This window comes from Halomonas rhizosphaerae (assembly GCF_030010555.1).
GTDB lineage: Bacteria > Pseudomonadota > Gammaproteobacteria > Pseudomonadales > Halomonadaceae > Halomonas > Halomonas rhizosphaerae.
Window position 1 is genome coordinate 107,701 of sequence record NZ_JASCQP010000035.1, and the last position, 26,362, is coordinate 134,062.

General features: G+C 66.5%; 22 protein-coding genes. 21 read left to right on the forward strand and 1 reads right to left on the reverse strand.

Translation table 11 applies throughout. The annotated features are described in order from the left end of the window. Positions 1 to 209: 209 nt before the first annotated feature. From leuC to QLQ83_RS16440, 18 genes are all read left to right on the forward strand, one after another. Positions 210 to 1,661 (forward strand): 3-isopropylmalate dehydratase large subunit, encoded by a 1,452-nt coding sequence (gene leuC, locus QLQ83_RS16355; protein WP_282736574.1) that lies wholly within the window; start codon positions 210 to 212, stop codon positions 1,659 to 1,661. A 3-nt stretch (positions 1,662 to 1,664) separates the two neighbouring features. Then, positions 1,665 to 2,318, forward strand: a complete 654-nt coding sequence (gene leuD, locus QLQ83_RS16360) for a 3-isopropylmalate dehydratase small subunit (protein ID WP_282736607.1) — start codon at positions 1,665 to 1,667, stop codon at positions 2,316 to 2,318. A gap of 175 nt (positions 2,319 to 2,493) precedes the next feature. Next, complete coding sequence (leuB, locus tag QLQ83_RS16365) at positions 2,494 to 3,573, forward strand: 3-isopropylmalate dehydrogenase (protein ID WP_282736575.1); 1,080 nt, start codon at positions 2,494 to 2,496, stop codon at positions 3,571 to 3,573. 173 nt (positions 3,574 to 3,746) lie between these two features. Further along, the gene (gene asd, locus QLQ83_RS16370) at positions 3,747 to 4,859 is read left to right on the forward strand and encodes an aspartate-semialdehyde dehydrogenase (protein WP_282736576.1); all 1,113 of its coding nucleotides are present in this window, start codon (positions 3,747 to 3,749) and stop codon (positions 4,857 to 4,859) included. 253 nt (positions 4,860 to 5,112) lie between these two features. Continuing rightward, positions 5,113 to 7,941 carry a FimV/HubP family polar landmark protein gene (locus tag QLQ83_RS16375; protein WP_282736577.1) on the forward strand — a complete coding sequence of 943 codons (2,829 nt, stop codon included), beginning with the start codon at positions 5,113 to 5,115 and terminating at the stop codon, positions 7,939 to 7,941. 6 nt (positions 7,942 to 7,947) lie between these two features. After that, positions 7,948 to 8,859, forward strand: coding sequence for a tRNA pseudouridine(38-40) synthase TruA (gene truA / locus QLQ83_RS16380; RefSeq protein ID WP_282736578.1), 912 nt, complete (start codon positions 7,948 to 7,950; stop codon positions 8,857 to 8,859). 84 nt (positions 8,860 to 8,943) lie between these two features. After that, positions 8,944 to 9,588, forward strand: a complete 645-nt coding sequence (locus tag QLQ83_RS16385) for a phosphoribosylanthranilate isomerase (protein WP_282736579.1) — start codon at positions 8,944 to 8,946, stop codon at positions 9,586 to 9,588. A gap of 59 nt (positions 9,589 to 9,647) precedes the next feature. Continuing rightward, positions 9,648 to 10,862: a tryptophan synthase subunit beta gene (trpB, locus tag QLQ83_RS16390; RefSeq protein ID WP_282736580.1), complete on the forward strand. Its 1,215-nt coding sequence runs from the start codon at positions 9,648 to 9,650 to the stop codon at positions 10,860 to 10,862. A 15-nt stretch (positions 10,863 to 10,877) separates the two neighbouring features. Then, positions 10,878 to 11,681 carry a tryptophan synthase subunit alpha gene (gene trpA, locus QLQ83_RS16395; protein WP_282736581.1) on the forward strand — a complete coding sequence of 268 codons (804 nt, stop codon included), beginning with the start codon at positions 10,878 to 10,880 and terminating at the stop codon, positions 11,679 to 11,681. Positions 11,682 to 11,759: 78 nt separating this feature from the next. Next, positions 11,760 to 12,779 carry an acetyl-CoA carboxylase, carboxyltransferase subunit beta gene (gene accD, locus QLQ83_RS16400; RefSeq protein ID WP_282736582.1) on the forward strand — a complete coding sequence of 340 codons (1,020 nt, stop codon included), beginning with the start codon at positions 11,760 to 11,762 and terminating at the stop codon, positions 12,777 to 12,779. 9 nt (positions 12,780 to 12,788) lie between these two features. Beyond that, positions 12,789 to 14,186, forward strand: a complete 1,398-nt coding sequence (gene folC / locus QLQ83_RS16405) for a bifunctional tetrahydrofolate synthase/dihydrofolate synthase (RefSeq protein WP_282736583.1) — start codon at positions 12,789 to 12,791, stop codon at positions 14,184 to 14,186. 8 nt (positions 14,187 to 14,194) lie between these two features. Beyond that, positions 14,195 to 14,887 (forward strand): SPOR domain-containing protein, encoded by a 693-nt coding sequence (locus QLQ83_RS16410; RefSeq protein ID WP_282736584.1) that lies wholly within the window; start codon positions 14,195 to 14,197, stop codon positions 14,885 to 14,887. Positions 14,888 to 14,889: 2 nt separating this feature from the next. Next, entirely contained in the window at positions 14,890 to 15,483 is a 594-nt protein-coding gene (locus QLQ83_RS16415) for a CvpA family protein (RefSeq protein WP_282736585.1), read from the forward strand. Positions 15,484 to 15,565: 82 nt separating this feature from the next. Then, a complete protein-coding gene (gene purF, locus QLQ83_RS16420) occupies positions 15,566 to 17,089 on the forward strand; it encodes an amidophosphoribosyltransferase (protein ID WP_282736586.1) in 1,524 nt (507 codons plus the stop codon). Positions 17,090 to 17,099: 10 nt separating this feature from the next. Then, on the forward strand, positions 17,100 to 18,296 hold the full coding sequence (locus QLQ83_RS16425) for an O-succinylhomoserine sulfhydrylase (RefSeq protein WP_282736587.1): 1,197 nt from the start codon (positions 17,100 to 17,102) through the stop codon (positions 18,294 to 18,296). 116 nt (positions 18,297 to 18,412) lie between these two features. Beyond that, entirely contained in the window at positions 18,413 to 19,102 is a 690-nt protein-coding gene (locus tag QLQ83_RS16430; RefSeq protein ID WP_282736588.1) for a type 1 glutamine amidotransferase domain-containing protein, read from the forward strand. Positions 19,103 to 19,264: 162 nt separating this feature from the next. Beyond that, entirely contained in the window at positions 19,265 to 19,819 is a 555-nt protein-coding gene (locus QLQ83_RS16435) for a cytochrome b (protein ID WP_282736589.1), read from the forward strand. A 41-nt stretch (positions 19,820 to 19,860) separates the two neighbouring features. Beyond that, positions 19,861 to 20,448, forward strand: a complete 588-nt coding sequence (locus QLQ83_RS16440; protein ID WP_282736590.1) for a YceI family protein — start codon at positions 19,861 to 19,863, stop codon at positions 20,446 to 20,448. A gap of 87 nt (positions 20,449 to 20,535) precedes the next feature. On the opposite strand, the gene QLQ83_RS16445 is transcribed toward QLQ83_RS16440, so the two are convergent. Then, positions 20,536 to 21,330 carry a 2OG-Fe dioxygenase family protein gene (locus QLQ83_RS16445; RefSeq protein ID WP_282736591.1) on the reverse strand — a complete coding sequence of 265 codons (795 nt, stop codon included), beginning with the start codon at positions 21,328 to 21,330 and terminating at the stop codon, positions 20,536 to 20,538. A gap of 293 nt (positions 21,331 to 21,623) precedes the next feature. On the opposite strand from QLQ83_RS16445, the gene QLQ83_RS16450 reads away from it, so the two are divergent. From QLQ83_RS16450 to QLQ83_RS16460, 3 genes are all read left to right on the forward strand, one after another. Continuing rightward, complete coding sequence (locus QLQ83_RS16450; RefSeq protein ID WP_282736592.1) at positions 21,624 to 23,450, forward strand: putative bifunctional diguanylate cyclase/phosphodiesterase; 1,827 nt, start codon at positions 21,624 to 21,626, stop codon at positions 23,448 to 23,450. A 118-nt stretch (positions 23,451 to 23,568) separates the two neighbouring features. Next, the gene (locus tag QLQ83_RS16455; RefSeq protein ID WP_282736608.1) at positions 23,569 to 24,867 is read left to right on the forward strand and encodes an MATE family efflux transporter; all 1,299 of its coding nucleotides are present in this window, start codon (positions 23,569 to 23,571) and stop codon (positions 24,865 to 24,867) included. Between the two features lie 155 nt (positions 24,868 to 25,022). Next, positions 25,023 to 26,282, forward strand: coding sequence for a D-amino acid dehydrogenase (locus QLQ83_RS16460; RefSeq protein WP_282736593.1), 1,260 nt, complete (start codon positions 25,023 to 25,025; stop codon positions 26,280 to 26,282). Positions 26,283 to 26,362 lie beyond the last annotated feature (80 nt).

A 26,362-nucleotide genomic window follows, 5' to 3' on the forward strand; every position in this document is an offset into this window, starting at 1 on the left:
GCGGGAAACTGTTCTCATAGCGTCGACCGCCGAGCATAAAAGTGGCGCCGGGGGCAGACCGGAAAGGAGGTCCTATGCCAGGGATGGCATCGGTAGCGTACAGGGAAGTATTTACAGCGCCTCCTTGGAGGTCTGCCCCCGGTAAAGCCGCGGTGGTGGTGCAATTCCGAGACCGGACACGATAGGGCCCAGGGCCCGGGAGAAACGACATGGCAGGCCAGACACTCTACGACAAGCTGTGGACACAGCACCTCGTCAAGGAGCGCGATGACGGCACCGCGCTGATCTACATCGACCGTCAACTGCTCCACGAGGTGACCTCGCCCCAGGCCTTCGAGGGCCTGCGCCTGGCGGGACGCAAGCCGTGGCGGATCGATGCCAACCTGGCCACCCCGGACCACAACGTGCCCACCACGCTCAAGGAGCGCGCCGAGGGTAACGCCGGCATCAAGGACCCGGTGTCATTGATCCAGGTGCAGACCCTCGACGACAACTGCGTCGAGTTCGGCATCGAGGAGTTCAAGATCAACGACCCCCGCCAGGGCATCGTCCACGTGGTGGGCCCTGAGCAGGGCGCGACCCTGCCGGGGATGACCGTGGTCTGCGGTGATTCCCATACCGCTACCCACGGCGCCTTTGCCGCCCTGGCTCACGGCATCGGCACCTCCGAGGTGGAGCACGTGCTCGCCACCCAGTGCCTGCTGGCCCAGAAGATGAAGAACATGCAGGTGCGCGTCGAGGGCGAGCTCGGCACCGGCGTCACCGCCAAGGACATCGTGCTGGCCATCATCGGCAAGATCGGCACCGCCGGGGGTACGGGCTATGCCATCGAGTTCGCCGGCAGCGCCATCCGCGAGCTTTCCATGGAAGGCCGGATGACCGTCTGCAACATGGCGATCGAGGCGGGGGCTCGGGTCGGGCTGATCGCCGTGGACGACACCACCATCGACTATCTGCGCGACCGCCACTACGCCCCGACGGGCGAGCAGTGGGACGCCGCGGTGGCCGACTGGCGCAACCTGGTCTCCGATCCCGACGCGGCCTTCGACAAGGTGGTGACCCTGGATGCCGCCGAGATCGAGCCGCAGGTCTCCTGGGGCACGAGCCCCGAGATGGTCACCGGCATCTCCGGCGAGGTGCCGGATCCGGCCGAGGCCGGCGACGAGACCATGCAGCGTGGCTACACCCGGGCACTCGAGTACATGGGGCTGGCGCCAAAGCAGAAGATCACCGATATCCGCCTCGACAAGGTGTTCATCGGTTCCTGCACCAACTCGCGCATCGAGGATTTGCGCGAGGCGGCCAAGGTGGCGCGGGGCAAGAAGGTGGCCGACTCGATCAAGCTGGCCATGGTGGTGCCGGGCTCCGGCCTGGTGAAGCGCCAGGCCGAAGCGGAGGGCCTCGACAAGGTGTTCATCGAGGCGGGCTTCGAATGGCGTGAGCCGGGGTGTTCGATGTGCCTGGCGATGAACGCCGACAAGCTGGGTGCCGGCGAGCACTGCGCCTCCACCTCCAACCGCAACTTCGAGGGTCGCCAGGGGTTCGGCGGGCGCACCCACCTGGTCAGCCCGGCCATGGCGGCGGCCGCGGCCATCGCCGGCCACTTCGTGGATGTGAGGCAGCTTGCCGCCAATGACGACGTCCAGAGTCAGGAGGCCTGAATGATGAAGAAATTCGAACGCACCGAAGGCCTCGTCGCGCCGCTCGACCGGGCGAACGTCGACACCGACCTGATCATTCCCAAGCAGTTCCTCAAGTCGATCAAGCGCACCGGCTTCGGCGTCAACCTCTTCGACGAGCTGCGTTACCTCGATGAGGGTCAGCCCGGACAGGACTGCTCCCAGCGCCCGAAGAATCCCGACTTCGTGCTGAACCAGCCGCGCTATCAGGGGGCGAGCGTACTGCTGACGCGTCGCAACTTCGGTTGCGGAAGCTCGCGCGAGCACGCGCCCTGGGCCCTGGAGGACTTCGGCTTCCGCGTGGTGATCGCCCCGAGCTTTGCCGACATCTTCTACAACAACGCCTTCAAGAATGGCCTGCTGCTGGTGACCCTGCCCGAAGAGACCGTGGACCGCCTGTTCGCCGAGGTCGAGGCGAACGAGGGCTACCGGCTCGATGTGGATCTGGAGAACCAGCGGGTGATCACGCCGTCTGGCGAGATCCTCGAGTTCGAGGTGGACGAGTTCCGCAAGCACTGCCTGCTGGAAGGCCTGGACGACATCGGGCTCACGCTGAAGGACGAGGACGCCATCCGCGACTTCGAGGAGAAGCATCGCGCGGCGCGCCCCTGGTTGTTCCGCGATTCCGCTCAGGCCTGATACCCTCTCACACCCTTGCCGCCGGGAGCGCGGGGCTGGTCCGGCGGCAGGCCTTCGAGGAGGCGCTGTGAATACTTCCCTGTACGCTACCGATGCCATCCATGGCATAGGACCTCCTCTTCGGCTTGCCCCCGGCGCCCCTGGTGCCCGGCTGTAGTCGCATAAGGACCAAGAAATGACGCAGAAGATTCTGGTACTGCCGGGTGACGGCATCGGCCCCGAGATCACCGCCCAGGCCAGCCGCATCCTGGCGGCCTGTCAGGCCCGTGGCCTCGACGTCGAGGTCGAGGAGGGGCTGCTGGGCGGCGCCGCCTATGACGTGCATGGCGAGCCGTTGCCCGCCGAGACCCTGGAGAAGGCCAAGGCGGCCCGTGCCATCCTGCTGGGTGCCGTGGGTGGCCCCAAGTGGGACAAGATCGAGGATCTCGCCAAGCGCCCCGAGAAGGGTCTGCTCGGCGTGCGCAAGAGCCTGGGGCTTTTCGGAAACCTGCGCCCGGCCATTACCTATCCCCAGCTCGCCTCCGCCTCGAGCCTCAAGCCCGAGCTGGTGGCCGGTCTCGATATGATGATCGTGCGCGAGCTCACCGGCGGCATCTACTTCGGTCAGCCACGCGGCATCGAGGAGCGTGACGGTGAGCGGGTGGGGTTCAATACCTATGTCTATTCCGAAAGCGAGATCGAGCGCATCGGCCGCGTGGCCTTCGAGATGGCGCAGAAGCGCGGCAAGAAGCTCTGCAGTGTCGACAAGGCCAACGTGCTCGAGGTCACTATCCTGTGGCGCGAGGTGATGGAGCGCCTGGCTCTGGAGTACCCGGACGTCGAGCTCACTCACATGTACGTCGACAACGCCGCCATGCAGCTGGTGCGTGCCCCCAAGCAGTTCGACGTCGTGGTCACCGGCAACATGTTCGGCGACATCCTCTCGGACGCCGCCGCCATGCTCACCGGCTCCATCGGCATGCTGCCCTCGGCCTCCCTCAACGAGAGCGGCCAGGGCATGTACGAGCCCTGCCACGGCAGCGCGCCGGACATCGCCGGCCAGGGCATCGCCAACCCGCTGGCGACCATCCTCTCGGTGGCTATGATGTTGCGCTATTCCCTGGATGAGCCAGCGCTGGCCCAACGCATCGAGGACGCCGTGGGCAAGGTGCTGGACGACGGCCTGAGAACGGCCGATATTGCCTCCGAAGGCACGCGCACCGTCTCTACTGCCGAGATGGGGGACGCCGTGCTGGCAGCCTTCGAGGCGGAATAAGCGGCCAAGCACCGAGCGGCCAAGCAGCCAAGTAGCCAAGGAAAACCTCCAGCAGAGTCGCTTGCTGGAGGTTTTCCTTTGTTGCCCTAGTGGTGCGCGAGCACCATCCTGCTCGGCGCTCGGCGCCGCTTTCTGTATAATGTTCCCCACATTCGATTTCTGGAGGGCTTCACATGTTGAAAGTCGGTTTTGTCGGTTGGCGTGGCATGGTCGGTTCCGTGCTGATGCAACGGATGGTCGACGATGGCGATTTCAAGGGCATCGAGCCGACCTTCTTCACGACCTCCCAGGTCGGCCAGGAGGGCCCCGATGTTGGCGTCGATGTGCCTCCGCTCAAGGACGCCTTCGACCTGGAAGCCCTCAAGTCACTGGACGTGGTCGTTACCTGCCAGGGCGGTGAGTACACCGAGAAGGTCTATGCCGACCTGCGCCAGGGTGGCTGGAAGGGCTACTGGATCGATGCCGCCAGCACCCTGCGCATGGCCGACGAGGCGACCATCGTCCTGGACCCGGTCAATCGGCACGTCATCGATGCCCAGCTGGCGAAGGGCGCCAAGACCTTCGTTGGCGGCAACTGCACCGTCAGCCTGATGCTGATGGGTCTCGGCGGCCTCTTCGAGGCGGACCTGATCGAGTGGATGACCTCCATGACCTATCAGGCCGCCTCCGGTTCCGGCGCCAAGCACATGCGCGAGCTTCTCAACCAGATGGGCAGCCTGCGTGACAGCGTGGCCGATGAGCTCGCCGATCCGGCCAGCGCCATCCTCGACATCGACCGCAAGGTCACGGCGGCCATGCGCAGTGGTGACTTCCCCACCGACAACTTCGGTGCACCGCTGGCCGGCAGCCTGCTGCCCTGGATCGACGTCAAGCGCGACAATGGCCAGAGCAAGGAGGAGTGGAAGGGCTCCGTGGAGAGCAACAAGATCCTCGGCCTCCAGGACAACCCGATTCCCATCGATGGGCTCTGCGTGCGCATCGGTGCCATGCGTTCCCACAGCCAGGCCTTCACCATCAAGCTCAAGAAGGACGTCCCGATCGACGAGATCGAGGATCGCCTGGCCCGTCACAACGACTGGGTCAAGGTGATCGCCAACGACAAGGACGCCACCATCGACGGCCTCACGCCCGCCGCCGTCACCGGCACGATGAGCGTCCCGGTCGGCCGCCTGCGCAAGCTGGCCATGGGGGGCGAGTATCTCTCCGCCTTCAGCGTCGGTGACCAGCTGCTGTGGGGCGCCGCCGAGCCGCTCAAGCGGATGCTGAAGATCCTGCGGGAGCAGTAACTCTCGTGCGGTTATCGATGACCGCGTGAACGAAAGCGGGACGCCTTGGTGGCGTCCCGCTTTCGTTGGTCGTTAGCGAGGGAGATTCGCGTGCCATGCGATCAATGGCTTATGTTGAAAGTATGATGACCGATGGTGATCCGGGAGCGCGCCGGCGCAGCGAATATGATACATAGTCACCATAATCACTAAGAATATACTACCAGGCACCGCCGGGTCGGCGGGGCGCAGTGGAACGACGCAAGGGAACCCGATGAAACGCAAGCTGACACTCGCCATGCTGCTTTCGCTCTCCGCCGCCAGCCCGCTGGCGCTGGCCCTCGGCCTGGGGGAGGCCGAGGTGAACTCCACGCTCAATGCGCCGTTGCGTGCGAGCATCCCCTTGACCGACAGTAGCGGCCTGCAGGCCGAGCTGCTCAATGTCTCGGTGGCCGATGATCGCGCCTTCTCGGCGGCGGGTCTGCCGCGGACTCCGCTGGCGGCCAGCGTGAAGATGGACGTGACGCAACGGCAGGGGCGCCTGGTGGTCGACCTGACTACCGAGCGGGCCGTACGTGAACCCTGGGTCGACCTGCTGCTGCGCTTCGACTGGCCAGGCGGCCAGCAGCTGCGGGAAGTGACCTTGCTCCTCGATCCCCCCGACTATGACCAGCTTCCGGCGCTGGTCGCGGCGTCCTCGACAGCGCCGCGGGAGGCCGCTTCCACGCCGCGCTCGTCCGCCCCGGCGGCAGAGTCTTCCTCCCGCCCGGTGGCGCGCACGTCCGGCGCCGGCTCGGGCGATCCCGCCTGGGTGCGCAATGGCGATACGCTATGGGCCGTAGCCGGCCGGCTGCGCCCGGACAGCGGCATCAGCATGAACCAGATGATGGTCTCCCTGGTGGAGGCCAACCCGGAGGTCTTTCCCTCCGGCAACATCAATGCCATGCGGGCCGGCTTTACGCTGGTGGTGCCGTCTCGCGAGGCCATCGCGGCGCGCTCCTCCGCCGAGGCAGGCCGTGTGGTCCAGGCCATGAATCAGGCCTGGGCCAATCGCGGCAGCGGTGCGCCGGCGCGGGTGGCACTGGGAGGAGGCTCCGAAGCCCCGGCGTCGGCCGTGGCCAGCGCCCCGTCGCAGGAGGGGACATCGACCGAGCCCGCCGACGAGGTACAGCCCGAGGCGGTCGAGACGGCCTCCAGTGATGCCACCATCGATGGCGAGGACGCGACCAGCGAGGAGGGGCAGCGGCTGACGCTGCTCAGCGACGCCGAGGTGGCCGCCGAGGGCGTGGTGCCGGTCGAGGGCGTCTCGGACCAGCAGGAAGGGGAATCGTCTGCTGGTGCAACGCAGGAGGAAGAAGAGGAGGAGGAAGCGGCTGCCGACTCCCTGGCCATGCCGGTGGGGAGTGAAGGGGAAGGGCCGTTCATCGACCCCGAGGTGCTGGCGCTGATCCAGGGCGGCGGCGAGCTCACCGAGGACCAGCGCCTGCTGCGCCTCGAGGCGCGTTGGCTCGAGAACCGCCAGGCCCTGGAGGCGGTTCGCAGCGAGCGAGACGAACTGCAGTCCCAGCTCGGTGACCTGCGCGAGGAGCTCGAGGCCATGCGAGACCAGCTGGCCACGATCACTGCCGGGGGGCAGGGCGTAGATGCTGCGGGCAGCGGTGGGGTGGTGGCCCCCGGCAGCGAGCCGGACGCTTCCCGGGAGACGCCCTGGTGGGGCGCGCTCTACCAGGGGGGTACCGACCGCAACCTGATGCTGGGCGGCGCCGGACTGGCACTGCTGCTGGCACTCTGGGCCCTGGTGCGCCGGCGCCGCCGCGAGGAGAGCGAGCCGGCACCGGTGTTCAACGAGGCACGCGCGGTGGATCCCGCGGCCAGTGGCGTGGTGGTGCCGGGCAGCCCCCAGGCCCAGGCGCGTGAGGCCGAGGTTCGCGGCGAGGAGAGGGAGGCGCCGGTGCGCGCCTCCATGCCCGAGGCCGAGGCGATCAACGAGGCCGATATCTTCATCGCCTACGGGCGTTACGACCAGGCGCGTGAGCTGCTGGAGTCCAGCCTGGCACGGGAGCCTGGCCGAGATGACCTGAGGCTCAAGCTGCTGCGGGTTCAACTGGAGCAGAGTGATCATGCGGCGGCGGCGCGCCAGGCCGAGCAGCTGCGCGCCGGCGGGGACCCGGATGTCCAGGCCGAGGTTGCCCGGGTGATGGAGCGCCATGTCCGCAGTGCACCGTCCGCCCCGGCAGCAGCGCCGGTGCCGGAGACGCCGGCCGATCGTGCGGTCTTCCCCGAGGCCGACGAGCTTCCCCCGCGCCGCTTCGATGAACATCATGCGCATGGCGATGCTCACGCTCATGACGATGCCGCGACGGACGAGGTACCGTCTCGCGAGGCACTCTCTCGCGAGGAACTCTCTCGCGAAACCCCCTCCCGCGAGACACCGAACGAGGCTCCGGCCAACCAGGCGATGCCCGACGAAGCAGCCCCGGTCGGCGAGCAGACCGATCCGTTGGCGCGCTATCGTCCGCCCGAGCTGGAGCCTGGCCCGCAATCGGAGCCGCAGGAGGATGACACCCCGCGGTTCGATACCGTCGTGTCATCCGGTCAGGACGGCGAGGCCCCCGGGGAAATCGAACGGCCCGACGAGGCCTCCTTCGAGCAGGCGCCCGAGGGAGCCGACGAACTGCCGAGCGTTCCCCTCGCCACCCGCCAGGCGGATGACGGGCGCGAGATCATCGACTATCGTCCGCCGACGCTGGAGGAGCGCCCGGCGCCCCGTGAGGAGACGCCCATGCAGCCCAGCGTGGAGTTCACCTCGTCAGGTAGCGAAAACAGCAAGTCGTCGGCGGATGCCATGCCCGGCATCAGGGCCGAGCGCGACATGCCCGAGGAGTGGGACGTCGAGGAGGTGGCCTTCCCGCCGCTGTCGCGGGATAATGCCCACTTTTCCGCGGCGGCTTCCTCCACCTCGACGCTGGCCGAGGCGCGGCGCCTGCTGAACGCCGGCGAGGCCGGCCAGGCCCGTGCGCTGCTCGAGAGCCTGATCGACGAGTCCGACGACCCGGAGGCCCGGCAGGAGGCCCGTGAATTGCTGGATCAATCCGTGCAATGAGGCCGAATGACCCTTTTCCGATCCCTTGATGACCACCACCCCCTGACCGGTCGCCTGGCCATGGGGGTGGAGTACGACGGCAGTGCCTACTGTGGCTGGCAGCGCCTCAAGCATGCCCCTTCGGTGCAGGCAGCGCTGGAAGCAGCGCTCGCGAAGGTGGCGAACCAGGCGATTACCGTACATGCCAGCGGACGCACCGACTCCGGTGTCCATGCCACTCGCCAGATCATCCACTTCGATGCCCCGGTGCCTCGCTCGCAGAAGGCCTGGGTATTCGGCGTCAATGCCAACCTGCCCCGGGATGTCGCGGTGCGCTGGGTGAAGCCGGTCCCCGACAGCTTCCATTCCCGCTTCAAGGCCCTGGCACGGCGCTACCGGTACGTGATCCTCAACCAGCCGAGCCGCCCGGTGCTGGAGCGCGCCAACGCCACCTGGTGTCGCGACCCCCTGGATGCCGAGGCCATGCATCGGGCTGCCCAGGCGCTGGTGGGTGAGCATGACTTCTCGAGCTTCCGTGCCGCCGGTTGCCAGTCGAAGACCCCCTGGCGCCACCTGCACTTCATCGAGGTGCACCGCCATGGCCCGCTGGTGGTCATCGACGTCCAGGGCAACGCCTTCCTGCACCACATGATCCGCAATATCGTCGGTGCCCTGGTCACGGTGGGGCGCGGAGAGCGCGGCGGTGACTACCTGATCGAGCTGATGGCCCTGAAGGACCGGCGGCTCGCCGACGTCACCGCCCCGGCCTGTGGCCTGCACTTTGTCGACTCCCTCTACGACGAGCAGTGGGGGCTGCCCCGCGAACCGCTGGGCCCCAACCTGCTGGCCTTCCTCGGCGAGTGGACCGGCGAGCGAGCGCTCCCCGACTGCCCGATGGTCGAGTTTCGCCGTGGTCGCCCGGTGGCAGCCGATGTGTAACCATCCCCTTGTGGGAGTGCATGGTTCGACCCCTCGAATCGCTTCGCGATCGAATTCATGAAATATCCGGAGACCGTTGCCGTCATGTCGATCCCGCTTCGCACCCGCATCAAGTTCTGTGGCCTGACGCGTCCCGAGGACGTCGACGCCGCCGTGGCCGCGGGCGCCGATGCCCTGGGTTTCGTGCTCTGGCCGGGCAGCAAGCGGGCCATCGACGAGCAGCGACTCGCCAAGCTCTGCGCCAGGGTGCCGGCCTTCGTCACCCGGGTCGGGCTCTTCGTCGATCCGGACCCAACGCTGGTGTCGCGCTGCGCCGAGCACCTGGACCTGCTGCAGTTTCATGGCGGCGAATCCCCCGCGACCTGCATGGCCGCCGGGCGCCCCTGGATCAAGGCATTGCGCATGCGCGATGGCCTCGATCTCCACGCCGCCGCCGAGGCTTATGGCGGGGCCCAGGCGCTGCTGCTGGACGCCTATCGGCCGGGCGTGCCGGGGGGCACCGGCGAGACCTTCGACTGGTCGCGAATCCCCGCAAGCCTGGCAAAACCTGTTATCCTCGCCGGAGGCCTGACGCCGGATAACGTGGCCGAGGCGATCGCGGCCGTGGCCCCCTTCGCCGTGGATGTTTCCGGCGGCATCGAGGCCGCCCCCGGCGTCAAGGATGCCGCGCGCATGGCGGCCTTCCTGCAGGCCGTGCGCCGGGCCGATGACGAGCGTTTAGGCGCTTGAGTGATCGCTACACCCTGTTCCCCCTACACCCCTTCTGGCGACCCTGTGAGGTGTCTTTCGTGAGCAAGTTCAGTGACCTGACCCGACTGCCGGATGCCCGCGGCCATTTCGGCGCCTACGGCGGCCGGTTCGTCTCGGAGACCCTGAGCTTCGCCCTGGATGAGCTGGAGAAGACCTACCTGAGTCTTCGCGACGACCCGGCCTTCCAGGCGGAATTCGACTATGACCTGGCCCATTATGTGGGCCGCCCGTCACCGCTCTATCATGCCGAGCGATGGTCGAAGCAGCTCGGTGGGGCACAGATCTGGCTCAAGCGCGAAGACCTCAACCACACCGGCGCCCACAAGGTGAACAACACCATCGGTCAGGCGCTGCTCGCCAAGAAGAGCGGCAAGCCGCGGGTCATTGCCGAGACCGGCGCCGGCCAGCATGGCGTGGCGACGGCCACCGTGGCGGCGCGGCTGGGGCTGAAGTGCGAGGTCTACATGGGCGCCGAGGACGTGCAACGCCAGAAGCTCAACGTCTATCGCATGCGCCTGCTGGGGGCCAACGTCATCCCGGTCGAGTCCGGTACCCGCACGCTCAAGGACGCCATGAACGAGGCGCTGCGCGACTGGGTGACCAATGTCGACGACACCTTCTATATCATCGGCACCGTGGCCGGGCCGCACCCCTACCCGATGCTGGTGCGCGACTTCAACGCGGTGGCCGGGCGCGAGGCGCGTGAGCAATCCTTCGTGGAGTTCGGCAAGCTGCCCGATGCGTTGATCGCCTGCGTGGGTGGTGGCTCCAACGCCATGGGCCTCTTCTATCCGTTCGTCGAGGACGATGATGTCGTCATGTACGGTGTCGAGGCGGGCGGTGATGGCGTCGAGACCGGCCGGCACGCCGCGCCCCTGGCGTCCGGCGCGCCCCGTGGCGTGCTGCACGGCAACCGGACCTACCTGATGTCCGACGAGGGCGGCCAGGTCTCCGATACCCACTCGATCTCGGCGGGCCTGGACTACCCGGGTGTGGGGCCCGAGCATGCGCTGTGGAAGGACGTGGGGCGGGTCAACTACGTGGCCGCCAACGACACGGAGGTCCTAGAGGCCTTCCGCGAGCTGACCCGCGTCGAGGGCATCATGCCGGCCCTGGAGTCCGCCCATGCTCTGGCCTATGCCAAGGTGCTGGCCCCCACCATGCGTCCCGACCAGAACATCGTGATCAACCTCTCCGGTCGTGGTGACAAGGACATCATGACGGTGGCAAAGATCGACGGGATCGAATTCTAGATGACGGCCCAGACCATGAATCGTATCGACCAACGCTTCGCCGCGCTCAAGGCCGAGGGCCGCCGCGCGCTGATTCCCTACATCACGGCCGGTGACCCGGCCCCTCAGCATACCGTCGGCTTCATGCACGCCCTGGTGGCGGCGGGAGCCGATGTCATCGAGCTGGGGGTGCCGTTCTCGGACCCCATGGCCGACGGGCCGGTGATCCAGAAGGCCTGCGAGCGTGCCCTCAGGCACGGCGTGCGCCTCTCCCACCTGTTCGAGATGGTGCGCGAATTCCGTCAGACCGACGGGGAGACCCCGGTGGTGCTGATGGGCTACCTCAATCCGGTGGAACGCATCGGCCTCGAGGCCTTCGCCGACCAGGCCGCCGAGGCCGGCGTCGATGGTGTGCTGATCGTCGACATGCCGCCAGAGGAGGCCGACGAGGTGGGGCCGCTGCTCAAGGCCCGCGGGCTGGCCTCGATCTTCCTCGTCGCCCCTACCACTTCGCGCGCACGGGCCGCTACAATATGCGCCCACGGCGAGGGCTACATCTACTATGTTTCGCTGAAGGGCGTGACCGGCTCGGCCATCCTCAATGCCGAAGATGTGGCGGAGCACCTGGCGCCGCTGCGCGAGATGACCAACCTGCCACTGTGCGTGGGTTTCGGGATCCGTGACGGGGCCTCGGCGGCCGAGGTGGGCAAGGTGGCCGATGGCGTGATCGTCGGTTCGGCGCTCGTCAACCGCATCGCCGAGAACGCCGAACGTCCCGAGGCGATCCCGGCCGCCCTGAAGGCGGTGCTTGGGGAGATGCGCCAGGCGCTGGACGCCTGATCCGCGCCCGTCGCCAACCGAATCGACCCTGTCCCCGGTGCCGCCGGGGGCATCAGCCTATACGGAAGTGTTTCTGACATGAGCTGGCTAGACAAGATCGTGCCCTCGGTGGGCCGTATCCAGCGCAAGGATCGCCGGGCGAGCGTGCCTGACGGCCTGTGGCGCAAGTGCCCCAAGTGCGAGGCGGTGCTCTATCTCCCCGAGTTGGAGAAGCACCATAACGTCTGTCCCAAGTGCGACCATCATCTGCGGCTGACCGCCCGCAAGCGGCTGGACTGGTTCCTGGACAAGGAGGGGCGCGAGGAAATCGCCGCCAACCTCGAGCCGGTGGACCGCCTCAAGTTCCGTGACTCCAAGAAATACAAGGACCGCCTGTCGGCAGCCCAGAAGGAGACCGGGGAGAAGGATGCGCTGATCGCCATGCGCGGCTCCCTGGAAGGGCTGCCGGTGGTGGTGGTGGCCTTCGAGTTCACCTTCATGGGCGGCTCCATGGGGGCCGTGGTGGGCGAGAAGTTCGTGCGTGCCGCGACCGTCGCCCTGGAGGAAGGCATCCCGCTGATCTGCTTCTCCGCCTCCGGCGGCGCACGGATGCAGGAGGCGCTTTTCTCTCTGATGCAGATGGCCAAGACCTCGGCGGCCCTGGAAAAGCTCAAGCAGGCCGGCGTGCCCTACATCTCGGTACTGACCGATCCCGTGTTCGGGGGTGTCTCGGCGTCACTGGCGATGCTCGGCGACCTCAACGTGGCAGAGCCCAATGCACTGATCGGTTTCGCCGGCCCTAGGGTCATCGAGCAGACGGTCCGCGAGCAGTTGCCTGAAGGCTTCCAGCGCAGCGAGTTCCTGCTCGAGCACGGCACCGTGGACATGATCGTGCCACGGGGCGAGATGCGCGAGCGGCTGGGTGGCGTGCTGCGCAAGTTCACCCACTGGCCGGTGGCCGGGCAGAGCGATGACCTCGGCGACGAGCCAGACCTGGTGCAGGCGGCCGAGCAAGCCGAGCAGCAGGAGGAGCTGGCGACCACCAGCACGGCGGTCGCCGAGCCGGAGGCCGACAGTGATTCCGAGCAGGCCGGTGAGCGCCCCGATTTGGCGCGCTGACCGATCGGCATGAGCGACCACGCCCCTCCCGATACGCTTCCGGCCTGGCTGGCCCGGCTGGAGGCGGCCCACCCGGTCGGTATCGACCTTGGCCTCGAGCGCGTGGCCGAGGTCGCTCGCCGCATGGGGCTTCTGGATGCCCGGCTTTCCGACCGGGTCATCACCGTCGCCGGTACCAACGGCAAGGGATCGACCGTGGCCATGCTCGAGGCACTGGCCCTGGCCCATGGCATCTCCACGGCGGCCTACACCTCGCCCCACCTGCTGCGCTACAACGAACGCCTGCGTCTCGACGGCCAGGAGGCCGACGACGCGACGCTGATCGCCGGCTTCGAGGCTGTGGAGCTGGCGCGGCTGGAAGGCGAACCGGTCAGCCTGACCTACTTCGAGGTGGGCACCCTGGGGGCGCTATGGGCCATCGCCAGGGGACAAGCGGACCTGGCGATCCTCGAAGTGGGCCTCGGTGGTCGGCTGGACGCCGTCAATGTCATCGATCCGGATGTGTCGGTGATCACCACCGTGGCTCAGGACCACGCCGCCTTTCTCGGCACCGACCTGCAAGGGATCGGCCGCGAGAAGGCCGGCATCCTGCGTGCCGGTCGGCCCGCGGTCCTGGGCAGCATGACGCTGCCGGACAGCGTGCGCCAGACGGCCACCGAACTCGGCGCCGACGTCCATGCCCTGGGTGAGGCCTTCCATCGCGAGGGGGAGGGCGTGGGCTGGACCTTCCGGAGCTTTTGGGGTCAGACCCCGGCTGAGACGCAAGATTCGTCTACCTGCGCACAGGATACGAAAGTGACACCGCTGGGGTCTGACCCCAAAAGCATCACCGATCTGCCTGACCCGGGCCTGCCCCTGGACAATGCCGCCACGGCCCTGCAGGCCCTGATCCTGGCCGATGTCGACCTGCAGGAAGACGCCTGTCGCCGGGCGCTTGCCGGTGTCCAGCTGCCGGGACGCATGCAGTGGCTGGGGCAGTGGTGCCTGGATGTCGGCCACAACCCCCATGCCGCCGACTACCTGGCCAGGCGCCTGGCGGCGCGCCCTTGCAAAGGGCGCACCTTCGGCCTGCTGGGGATGCTCGCCGACAAGGATGCCGATGGCGTGATCACCGCCCTGTCGCCGGTGGTGGATGCCTGGGTACCGGCGAGTCTCGCGGGGGAGCGTGCCCGCACGGCGGACAACCTGGCCGAGCGCCTGGCACTCCACGGCGGAGAAGTATGGCACCGCGGCGCCTCGCCAGTTGATGCGGCCGACTGGCTGGCGGCCCGGCTCGTGCCCGAGGATCGAGTGCTGGTCTGCGGCTCCTTTTTCACCGTGGCCGAGGTGCTGGAATGGCGGCTGGCGGCGGGGAAGTCATCGGATCAGACTTCAGGGCAAGATACGGCCATCGAGGGAGCGAGATGAAATACGGAATGCGAGAACGTCTCAGCGGAGCAGTGATCCTGATCGCCCTGGCGGTGATCTTCGTCCCCATGCTGTTCGACGATCCTGCGCCGCGCAGCGAGCGTCCCCAACCGGTGATGACCATCGAGCAACCGGTGGAAGTTGAGCGTCGTGACGTGCCCGACCCGGAGCCGCCGGCGAGCCTCGGACAGATCCAGTCCCCCAGCGGGGTGTCGTCGTCTCGACAGGAGGCCCCGGATGAGCGGGTCGAACCGGAGGCCGAGCAGGCGGTGGAGGCCGTAGCTGAATCGCCTTCTGCCGAGGCCTCGGGCGACGAGTCCGCCGAGACCGATACCGATGGGTCGTCCGAGACACGGGAGGCGCCCAGCGAGGATCCCATTGCCGAGCTTGCCCGTGCCGCTGACGAGCGCATGTCGGGCGAGGCCGAGCAGGCGGCCCGCGAGCAGGCCGAGCCGGCCGAAGCGGCCCCCGAGGGCGAATGGGCCGTCCAGGTAGGCAGCTTCGGGGAGTCGGCCAATGCCGAGCGTCTCGAATCGAACCTGGCCGCACAGGGCCTGCCCGTCTACAGTCGCGTCCGGGACAACGGCCTGACCACCGTCTTTGTCGGTCCCTACGCCACCTCCCGCGAGGCGGAGGAGGTGATGGCAGAGCTAAAGGCCGAGGCCAACCTCCAGGGCCTGCTGGTGCGGGCGGGCAACTGAGCATGGCGCTGACCTGGGTCGACTGGCTCTTCGTGGCGGTGCTGGTGGTGACCGGGCTGACCGGCTTCCTGCGTGGGCTGATCCGCGAGGCGCTGGGGCTGGCCGCCTGGATCATCGCCCTGATGGCTGCGCGGCTGCTGGCCGAGCCGGTGGCTGACCTGCTCTCGGGGGTGATCGACAACCCGGACGGGCGACTGGTGCTGGCCTTCGTGCTGGTGATCTTCGCGGTGATCCTGCTCTGCGGCATTGTCATCCGCATGGTCCATGCCGCCGTGGAGTGGGTCGGGATGGGACTGCTCAATCGGGTGACCGGTGCTGCCTTCGGCATGGCCAAGGGGGCGGCAATCCTGGTGCTGGCGACCATCCTGCTCACCCTGACGCCGCTGGTGCAGATGCAGGCCTGGCAGGAGGCCGAGTTGCGGCCGACCTTCGAGCAGCTGCGCGACTGGACGGTGAGCCAGCTCGAGGGCTGGGAAGGGCGCCTGCCCGAGGCGCCGGCGTCGCTGCGCGAGTTCTCCCTGCCGCGTTCGGAGCAGACGCCGGTAACTGACGCCGACCCGGCCCCGGAAGGCGCCGGTGAGGCGACGACGCCCTGACATGTGAATCCCGGGGCGGGCGCCTGTTCACGGTCCCGTCCCGACTCTTTAAGCAAGCTCCAGGCAAGCGAGGTAAGGTGGAATGTGCGGTATCGTGGGCCTGATGGCCAAGCAGGCGGTTAACCAGGGCATCTATGACGCCCTGACGGTGCTCCAGCATCGCGGACAGGATGCCGCCGGCATGATGACCTGGCATGAGGGCCGGTTCCTGTTGCGCAAGAGCAACGGCCTGGTGCGGGACGTCTTCCACACCCGTCACATGGCCCGCCTGAAGGGGAACATGGGCATCGGCCATGTGCGCTATCCCACGGCAGGGTCCTCCAGCGAGGCGGAATCGCAACCGTTCTACGTGAACTCGCCCTATGGCATCACCCTGGCCCACAACGGCAACCTGACCAATTCCGACCAGCTCAAGCAGGAGCTGTTCTCCTCCGACCTTCGCCATATCAACACCAGCTCCGACTCGGAGGTGCTGCTCAACGTCTTTGCCCACGAGCTGGGCAAGCAAGGCCTGCACCTGGAGCCCGGCGACATCTTCGACGCGGTGCGCCGCGTGCATCGTCGCTGCCGGGGCGGTTATGCCGCGGTGGCGATCATCAACGGCGTGGGTCTGGTCGCCTTCCGCGACCCCCACGGCATCCGTCCGGTGGTCTTCGGCACCCGTGACGAGGGCGAGGGGCAGGAGGTGATGATCGCGTCCGAGTCGGTGGCCCTCGACGTGGGCGGCTTCGACCTGCACCGTGACCTGGCGCCCGGCGAGGCGATCTTCGTCGACATGACCGGCGCCATCCATACCCAGCAGTGCGCCGATCATCCGCGACTCGCCTCCTGCATCTTCGAGCACGTCTACCTGGCACGCCCCGATTCCATCCTCGACGGTGCCTACGTCTACGGCACACGCATGCAGATGGGCCGCAAGCTCGGCGACCGCATCCAGAGCGAGTGGCCGGAGCACGACATCGACGTGGTGATCCCCATTCCCGACACCTCGCGCACCTCCGCCCTGGAGCTTGCCCAGTACCTGGGCGTGACCTATCGCGAGGGCTTCATGAAGAACCGCTACATCGGTCGGACCTTCATCATGCCGGGCCAGACTCAGCGCAAGAAGTCGGTGCGTCAGAAGCTCAACGCCATCGGCGTCGAGTTCAAGGACAAGAACGTGCTGCTGGTGGATGACTCCATCGTACGCGGCACCACCTGCAAGCAGATCATCCAGATGGCCCGGGAAGCCGGTGCGCGCAAGGTCTATTTCGCCTCCGCCGCGCCGCCGGTGCGCTATCCCAACGTTTATGGCATCGACATGCCGGCGGCCAGCGAGCTGATCGCCCATGGCCGCAGCGAGGCCGAGGTGGGCGAGCTGATCGGCGCCGACCGGATCTTCTATCAGGATCTCGACGACCTGAAGGCCGCCTGTCGCGAGGTGAACCCGGAACTCGAGGCCTTCGACTGTTCGGTGTTCGACGGCAAGTACGTCACCGGCGATATCGACGAGCGTTACCTGTCGGACCTCGAGGCCTCGCGCAGCGACGACGCCAAGCAGCAGCGCAGCGCCGGCGACCATGCCCTGGTGGGGATGCACAACCAGGAAGATGACATCGACGACTGAGGGGCACGTCATGCAGCAGGATCAGACACCAGAGCAGGAATGGGCACTGGAGACGCTGGCGATCCGTGCCGGTCACCAGCGTACCCATGAGCAGGAGCATGGCGAGCCGATCTTCCCGACCTCGAGCTTCGTCTACGGCAGCGCCGCCGAGGCGGCGGCCAAGTTCAGCGGCGAGGAACCGGGCAACATCTACTCGCGTTTCACCAACCCCACGGTGCGCACCTTCGAGCAGCGACTGGCAGCCATGGAGGGAGGCGAGCGCTGTGTGGCCACCAGCTCCGGCATGGCGGCGATCCTGGCCACGGCGCTGGCCCTGCTCCAATCAGGTGACGAGATCGTGGCCTCGCGGTCGCTGTTCGGTTCCACGGTCAGCCTGTTCGACAAGTACCTGGGCAAGCTCGGCATCACGACGCGCTACGTGGAGCTTTCGAACCTCGAGGCCTGGGAGGCAGCCATGACGCCGGCCACCCGGCTGCTGTTTGCCGAGACACCGTCCAACCCGCTCTCCGAGGTCGTGGACATCGCGGCGCTGGCGAGGATCGCCCGACGACATGAGGCCTGGCTGGCCATCGACAACTGCTTCCTGACCCCGGCGCTGCAGAAGCCTATTGAACTGGGCGCCGACCTGGTGATCCATTCCGCCACCAAGTACCTGGATGGGCAGGGCAGGGCGATCGGCGGTGCCGTGGTGGGGCGTGACAAGGAGCTCGAGGAGGTGTTCGGGGTGGTGCGCACCTGTGGCCCCTGCCTGAGCCCCTTCAATGCCTGGATCTTCACCAAGGGCCTGGAGACGCTCAACCTGCGCATGAGGGCGCACTGCGAGAACGCCCGGATCCTGGCCGAGTGGCTGGAGGGACATCCCGCGGTGGCGCGAGTCCACTACAGCGGCCTGGCCACCCATCCTCAGCACGAGCTTGCCAGCCGCCAGCAGCAGGGCTATGGAGCGGTGTTGGGCTTCGAGGTAAAGGGGGGGCGCGAGGCAGCCTGGTCGGTGATCGATGCGACTCGCATGCTCTCCATCACCGGCAACCTGGGGGACGTCAAGACCACCATCACCCATCCCGGCACCACCACCCATGGTCGCCTCTCCGAAGAGCAGAAGGATGCCGCGGGGATCACCGAGGGGCTGATCCGCGTGGCGGTCGGCCTGGAGGCCATGGAAGACATCCGCGCCGATCTGGCCCGGGGGCTCGACGCCCTGGTGTGATCGTCAACCCGATCGCTTGTCCATGTGGCAGGCGATCGGCTGTTCCATCTTGAACTCCTGCTTCTCGCCGCCATCTCAACAGGGCACGCATTCATTGCCGCCCAAGGAGGGCCATGATGAAGATCCTGATGGTACTGACGTCGCATGACCGCATGGGTGACACCGGCCACGAGACCGGTTTCTGGCTCGAGGAGTTCGCTGCACCCTACTACGTCTTCAAGGACGCCGGCGCCGAGATCACCCTGGCCTCGCCCAAGGGCGGCCTGCCGCCGGTGGACCCCAACTCCCAGGCCGAGGAGGCCCTCACCGAGGAGACCCGGCGCTTCGAGGCAGATGCCGAGGCCAGGGCGCAACTCGCCGAGACCCACAAGCTCTCCGAGGTCGAGGTGAGCGACTTCGACGCCGTCTTCTTTCCCGGCGGACATGGGCCGCTCTGGGACCTTACCGGTGATCCCGATGCCCGCCGCCTGATCGAAGGCTTCCTGGCGGCCGAGCGGCCCGTGGCGGCGGTCTGCCATGCGCCCACGGTGCTGCTTGAGGCCCGCACGCCCGAGGGCGAGCCGCTGGTCAAGGGCCGCAAGGTCACCGGCTTCGCCAACAGCGAAGAGGAGGCCGTGGGCCTGTCCCAGGTGGTGCCGCACCTGCTGGAGGATGCGCTCAAGTCGCAGGGCGGTCGCTACGAGCGCAGCAGCGATGATTTCGCTCCCTTCCAGGTGCGCGATGGTCTGTTGGTGACCGGTCAGAACCCGGCGTCAAGCGCTTCAACTGCTCGCCTGTTGCTCGAGGTGCTCGCCGAGCGAAGCTGACAGGTCTCGACCCACCGAGCATGCCATGCTGTCCGCCATGCCTGCCGTGGCGGGCGGCATGTGCTTTTTCCGAATGGTGCGTTCGGCTTTTTTCAGCGGATGCCGATGGTGCGCTGCGGTAGGATGATGTGATCGACACGACGCAGACCGAGGCATCTGGACATGTGGAAGAACACCCGCAGCGGCTGGGGGCTGGTCAGCATCCTGCTGCACTGGATCAGTGCCATGGCCATCATCGGCCTCTTCGCCCTGGGCTGGTGGATGACCGGGCTCGGCTACTATGACAGCTGGTATAACCTGGGGCCCTGGTGGCATCGCTCCATCGGCATGTTGCTGCTGTTTGCCACCTTCTTTCGCGTGGTCTGGCGCATCGCGAATCCTGTGCCGGTGGAGAAGGGGCATCGCCTCGAGCGCCTGGCCGCGCATCTCGGCCACATCGGCCTCTATGTACTGATGCTCGTGGTGCTGGTCAGCGGCTACCTGATCTCCACCGCCGATGGCAGGGGGATCAGCGTGTTCGACGCCTTCACGGTGCCTGCCATGATCAGCGATCTGCCGAATCAGGCCACAGTGGCCGGCCAGGTCCACTGGTACAGCGCCCTGGCGCTGATCCTGCTGGCGGCGGGGCATACCCTCGCCGCCCTGAAACACCATTGGGTCGATCGCAATGACGTCCTGTGGCGCATGGTCGACCCGCGCCGTTCCCGTCGTCCCTGAGGCGATTCCCCCACGACACGACCCGCAAGGAGAGACACCTGATGATCAAGAAGACCGCCATTGCCACCGCCCTGAGCGCCGCCGCCCTGGTGGGCGTCAGCCAGGCCCAGGCCGCCGACTATGTCATCGACACCGAGGACGGCCAGCACGCCTTCGTGCAGTTCAAGATCAGCCACCTGGGCTACTCCTATATCCTCGGCAGCTTCGAGGAGTTCTCCGGGAGCTTCAGCTACGATCCCGAGAACCTGGACGCGTCTTCCGCCAGCGTGGAGGTCGAAGTTGCAAGCCTCAACAGTAACCATGCCGAGCGCGACAAGCACATCCTGAGCGATGACTTCCTGGATGCGGGCGAGTACCCCACCGCCACCTTCACGTCCACCGGCTTCGAGTCGACCGGCGACAATGAAGGCGTGATGACGGGTGAACTGACCCTGCACGGCGAGACCAACGAGATCGAGATGCCGGTCACTCTAGTCGGGGAGGGCGAGGATCCCTGGGGGGGCTATCGCGCCGGTTTCGAAGGCTCCACCACCCTCGTGCTGGCCGACTACGGCATCGACATGGGGGATTTCCCCGAGGTGATGCACGAGCTTGAGCTCTATGTGACCTTCGAGGGCATTCGCCAGTAAGGCATGCCCGCGATTCCACACGCAGGCAGCATGACGCCCCCCGGAGATGCTCCGGGGGGCGTTTCATTACAGGGTTAGAGGTGAGGCTCAGCGAGTCTCGTTGAGCACCGCCTCGGGGAAGTGCCGGCGCAGGATGCGGTTCTGGAACTCATCCACGAAGCGGCTATTGATGATGATGATGAAGCGCTCGAAGGGCTCATCGGCATCTTCCTGGTGGATGCCGTCCACGCTGTGGAAGAGACGGTCGTCGCGCAGGTGCAGGATATCCCCGGGGGCGAGGGTCGTGTCGACCAGGGGGCGGGTTCCTGCCTTGTCGGCATAGAGGTGATTATCCCCCCCGGCGACATTGTGGCGATTCAGCACCAGGATGCTCAGCGCCTTGCAACCATCGGCGTGGATACCCTGGCCCTGCAGGGGGTCGACCATGCCCTCGCCGCGAACGCCGGTAATCTGCATCAGGATGGGCTCGTTCGGTTTCAGGTCCCAGAGCCGGGCCCAGGCGCGCACGAAGGCCTTCACATCCGGGCGAGCCATGAACTCGGGCGTCAGCGGCTCGTAGTAGCGAAGGCGGTCCGCCATGCTCTCGGCATCATTGAAGGCGCCCCCCTGCGCCATGGGGCAATGGCCCATATCGTAGGCCTCCCCCCGCTCATCCAGGGTCAGCCAGGACATCCGCTTCCAGCGACGGTTGACGTAGGGGTCACGGGGCAGGTCGGCGGTGAACGCCTGCCAGGCCTCGAGATCCACCCGGGAGCGCACCTCGGTCCTGGCCCAGTCCTGTCGCTGCAGGGCGTCGGTGACCTCCGGTGACCAGTAGTCGGCTACCGGGTCGAGGGGCATGGTGGCGGGATCGAAGCCGTACTTGAGGGTATCGAGTTTCATGGGATCTTCTCCATTGGGTGTGGGGCGTGATTGCCCGTGGGTTGCCCGAAAGCCCGGGCAACCCTAGGAAAAGGAGAAGATTTGCAACGAAATGTCAAAAAATGTACCAGACTTGTCGTACTGGTCGGTTGGGATCCTTCGTTGAATCGGCGGATGGCAACACCTGGCCGACTTGATGCGTTGTAGGATATTTCCTACACATGCGGGTAGGATGGGGAGTCTCGATGTCGCACCAAGGGGCCATCTGGCTTCATGATGAGGGGTGACATCGTCATCCGAAGATGAGGGAGCGAATGAGCGGTCGCGATACCGGCTTCCGGCACTGGCTGGCGCGTCGGTGGCAAGAGGTCAGAGCGAGAAGGCCCGATGTCCGGGACGATAGTGTCCGGGAAGATGTCGAGGTCGTGCGCCGCCAGTATCTCGAGAGCGAGCAGCGATTCCGGGCCCTGCTGGAAAGTCTGCCCAAGGTGGCGGTCCAGGGCTATGACCGCGACCGCCGCGTGATCTACTGGAACGAGGCCAGCACCCGGCTCTATGGCTATGCCTCCGAGGAGGCCCAGGGGCGTTTGCTGGAAGAGCTGATCATCCCGGCGCCGATGCGCGAGCCCGTCATACAGGCGCACCGGGCCTGGGTGCGGGAAGGGGTCGAGATCCCCGCCGATGAGCTCGAGCTCCAGCACAAGAGCGGGGAGCTGGTCCCGGTCTTCTCCCACCATGTCATGCTCGGCGAGCACACCGATGCCCCCCTGATGTTCTGTATCGACGTGGACCTCTCGGACCAGAAGCGAGCGCATCGTGAGCTGGATTTCGCCACGCGCTTCGATTCGCTGACTCACCTGCCCAATCGCCAGACCTTCGAGGCGCAACTGGACGAGGCCATCGCCGACTGTCGCCGACAGGACACCGGGCTGGTCCTGGTCTATCTGGACATCGACCACTTCGTGGAGATCAATGACGCCCTGGGCTACGAGCAGGGGGATCGGCTGCTGGTCGAGCTGACCCGGCGGCTGCATCGGGCGACGAGGGCCTCGGACATGATGTCTCGACTCTCCAGCGACGAGTTCGTGATCGCTTTCCCTGGGTTCCAGCGCGAGGATGTCCTCCCGCAGCTGGTCCACAAGGTCCAGCAGGTCCTGCGCGCTCCCTTCCTGATGGATGGGTCGCGGCGCCAGGTGACGGCCTGCCTGGGCGTCAGCCTCTATCCGGACAACGGTGATACGGCACGCGAGCTGATCCGCAACGCCGATGTGGCCAAGAACCGGGCCAAGCTGGACGGCCGCGGCAGCGTATGGTTCTTCGACCAGCAGCTCCACGACGAGCTGCTCCACCAGCATCGCCTCGTCGACCGACTGGAGCAGGCCCTGGACAGCGGGGGGCTCTCGTTGCACTACCAGCCGCAGGTATCCGCCGTCAGCGGTTGTATCGAGAACCTCGAGGCGCTGCTGCGCTGGCAGCCCGCGGAAGGTCCGCCGATCTCGCCGGCCGAGTTCATTCCCCTCGCCGAACGCTCCGACCTGATTCATCGTCTCGGTGACTGGGTCATGGAGACCGCGTGTCGTCAGCGGGCGCACTGGCGAGATGCCGGCCTGGCAATCGAGCGTATCGATATCAATTTCTCCGGTCGGCAGATGAGCCGGTCCGATGTCTTCGAGCGCTTCGAGGCCTGCCTGGCACGCCACGGTCTGGGACCCCGGCATATCGGTCTCGAGCTTACCGAGAACGTGCTGATCGAGGCCGACGACAGGATCCTCGAAGGCTTGCGCCGGCTCCATCATCTGGGCTTTCGCATTGCCATCGATGATTTCGGCACCGGCTACTCGTCGCTCAGCTACCTCAAGCACTTCCCGGTCACGGCACTCAAGATCGATCGGACCTTCGTGCGCGATGCGCCGGACCAGCCCGAAGATCGGGCCATCATGGAGGCGGCGATCTTCATCGGCCATCGCCTGGGGCTCGAGGTCGTGGCCGAAGGCGTCGAGAACCGCGAACAGCTGATGTTGATCCGGGAGATGCGCTGCGATCTGGTCCAGGGGTTCTACTTCTTCCGCCCCATGCCGGCCCTGGAAATGGAGCGTGTCCTTGGCGGGCTGGTGACGGGGCACCAGGGGTTTGTGGGCTGAGTCCGACGTCCGCTTGGCGTAGAATGCCAGCCCTGCGGACGACCACGGAGCCCCTGTGAATTCCCTCGACGAATCCCGTTCCTCGCTTGGCCTCACCCTCTGGCGCCAGACCTGGCCCATGGCCATCGGTGTGCTGGCACTGCTCGGCTTCCAACTGGTGGACAGTGCCTTCATCGCGCGACTCGGCACGGCACCGCTGGCCGCCCAGTCTTTCACCTTCCCGCTCTCCTTTCTGGTCATCGGCATCCAGGTCGGCATGGGGATCGCCATCGCGGCGATGATCTCGCGGGCCCTAGGCGGTGGAGAGTCCGCCCGGGCACGTCGGTTGGGCAGCCTGGTGCTGCTGGTGGGGACCGTTACCATTGCCCTGCTGGTGGTGCTGCTGTGGGCCGTCCAAGTGCCGATCTTCGCCCTGCTGGGGGCCGACGAATCCACCCGCGAGCTGATCCGGGCCTACTGGGCGCCTCAGCTGCTGGCGGCCTGGCTGGGGGCGGTGCTCTATTTCGGCTATAGCCTGTTCCGGGCCCACGGGGACACCTGGCTGCCCGGCAAGATGATGGTGATCACCAGCCTGGTCAACCTGGTCCTCGACCCGCTGCTGATCTTCGGCATCGGTTCCTGGCAGGGATTGGGTCTGCCCGGGGCGGCGTGGGCCACGTCGATCGCCTTCGCGACCGGCCTGCTGTTGCTGGGCCGCCGGCTGAGTGGCATGGACTGGCTGGCGGCCGAAGGATTGCTCGGGGAATTGCGCCGTTCGCTGGTGCCCTTCGCCGGTATCGCCGGCCCGGCCATGATCAGCCAGCTGATGCCGCCCTTGGCGGCCATGCTCGCCATCTCGGTAGTGGCCTCCCTCGGCGAGGCTCAGGTAGCGGCCTGGGGGCTGGCTAGCCGCCTGGAAACCCTCTCGCTGATGGTGGTGCTGGCCATGACCATGTCGCTGCCGCCCTGGCTCGGCCGTTGTTACGGTGCCGGGGACTGGGACCAGATACACCGGCTGATGCGCCTGGCGCTCAGGGGGGTGGTAGCCTGGCAGCTGTCGCTGGGAATCCTGATGGCCCTGGCCTCTCCCTGGGTGGCGCTCGCGCTTTCCGGGAATCCCGAGGTGCGCGATGACCTGGCGACGCTGATTCGTTTCCTGCTGCCAAGCTATGCGGCACTGGGCGTCTGCATGATCGTGGTCTCGGCGGGCAACGCCCTGGGCTGGCCGCTGCGTGCCATGCTGATGTCGGCCGCCCGGCTTTTCGTCTTCTACCTGCCTTGCCTCTGGGCCGGGGCCTGGCTGGGCGACTTGGTGGGCCTGGCCATGGGCGCGGCGCTCGGCAACCTGCTGGCGGGCCTGGCGGCCTGGGAGGTGCTGCGACGCATCCTCGCCAGCCCTCGCCGGCAGCCGGGAAAGATGGATAGTGCAATCAGCTAGAAAGTTCATATATTGCGATAGAAAGATTCATTTAAAACGTAAAAAATAAAATATATTTATAAAAAAGGTGGAATATTCAGTCCAATAAACTGAAAGAATCTCCCTATACTGCCCGCCTTTGATCCCACAACCACAAGGCAGAAGGGGGAGCCTCCATGAAGGTACTGATTCTCGGCAGCGGTGTCGTCGGCGTCACCAGCGCCTATTACCTGGCCCGCCAGGGCCACGAGGTCACGGTGGTGGACCGTCAGCCATCACCGGCGCTGGAAACCAGTTATGGCAACGCGGGCCAGGTCTCCTTCGGCTTCTCCTCGCCCTGGGCGGCGCCCGGCATCCCGCAGAAGGCGGTCAAGTGGATGTTCCAGGAGCACGCCCCGCTCAAGATCCAACCCAAGATGGATCCGACCATGGCGCGTTTCATGATGCAGATGCTGAGCAACTGCAATGCCGACCGTTACATGGTCAACAAGGAGCGTATGGTCCGCGTGGCCGAGCATAGCCGGGCCTGCATCAACGCCCTGCGCGACGAGACCGGTATCCGCTACGAAGACCGCCAGCGCGGCCTGCTGCAGCTGTTCCGCCACGAGAGCCAGGTGGAGGCGGTGGAGAAGGACATGAGGGTGCTCGAGCAGTGCGGGGTGCGCCACCAACTGCTGAACGCCGAGGAGATCGCCGGCGTGGAACCCGCCCTTTCCCGGGTGCCGGGCAAGTTCGTCGGCGGCCTGCACCTGCCTGACGACCAGACCGGCGATTGCCATCTCTTCACCAACCGCCTCGCGGACTACTGCCACGAACGGCTGGGTGTCGAGTTCCGCTTCAACGTCGACATCCAGCGCCTCAGACGCAGTGCCGGCAAGGTGGAGAGCGTGGTGACCAGCGCGGGCGAGCTGACCGCCGATGCCTATGTAGTCTGCCTGGGGAGTTATTCGCCGTTTCTGGTCAAGGACCTGGGCCTCAGGCTGCCGATCTATCCGGTCAAGGGCTACAGTCTGACCGTGCCGGTCACGGACGACGGCGGCGCACCCCAGTCCACGGTCATGGACGAGAGCTTCAAGGTGGCAATCTCGCGCTTCGATGACCGCATCCGGGTGGGCGGCACCGCCGAGCTTGCCTCCTACAACCTCGACCTTCTGGAGAAGCGCCGGGCCACCATCGGCATGGTGGTGCGTGACGTCTTCCCGGAGGGCGGCGACGTGGCGAACGCCGAGTTCTGGACCGGACTGCGCCCCATGACCCCGGACTCCACGCCGATCATCGGGGCCACGCGGGTCGACAACCTGTGGCTCAACACCGGTCACGGCACCCTGGGCTGGACGATGAGCTGCGGCAGCGGCCAGCTGTTGGCGGACCTGATGAGCGGGAAGGCACCGGCCATCGACCCCAGTGGGCTGGATGTCTCCCGCTACGCGGCCTGATACGAGCAAGGAGCAAGGAGCAAGGAGCAAGGGAAGCAGTGCCAAGCCGCTTGCATACGAAAAGGCCCGCCGGTTTTCCG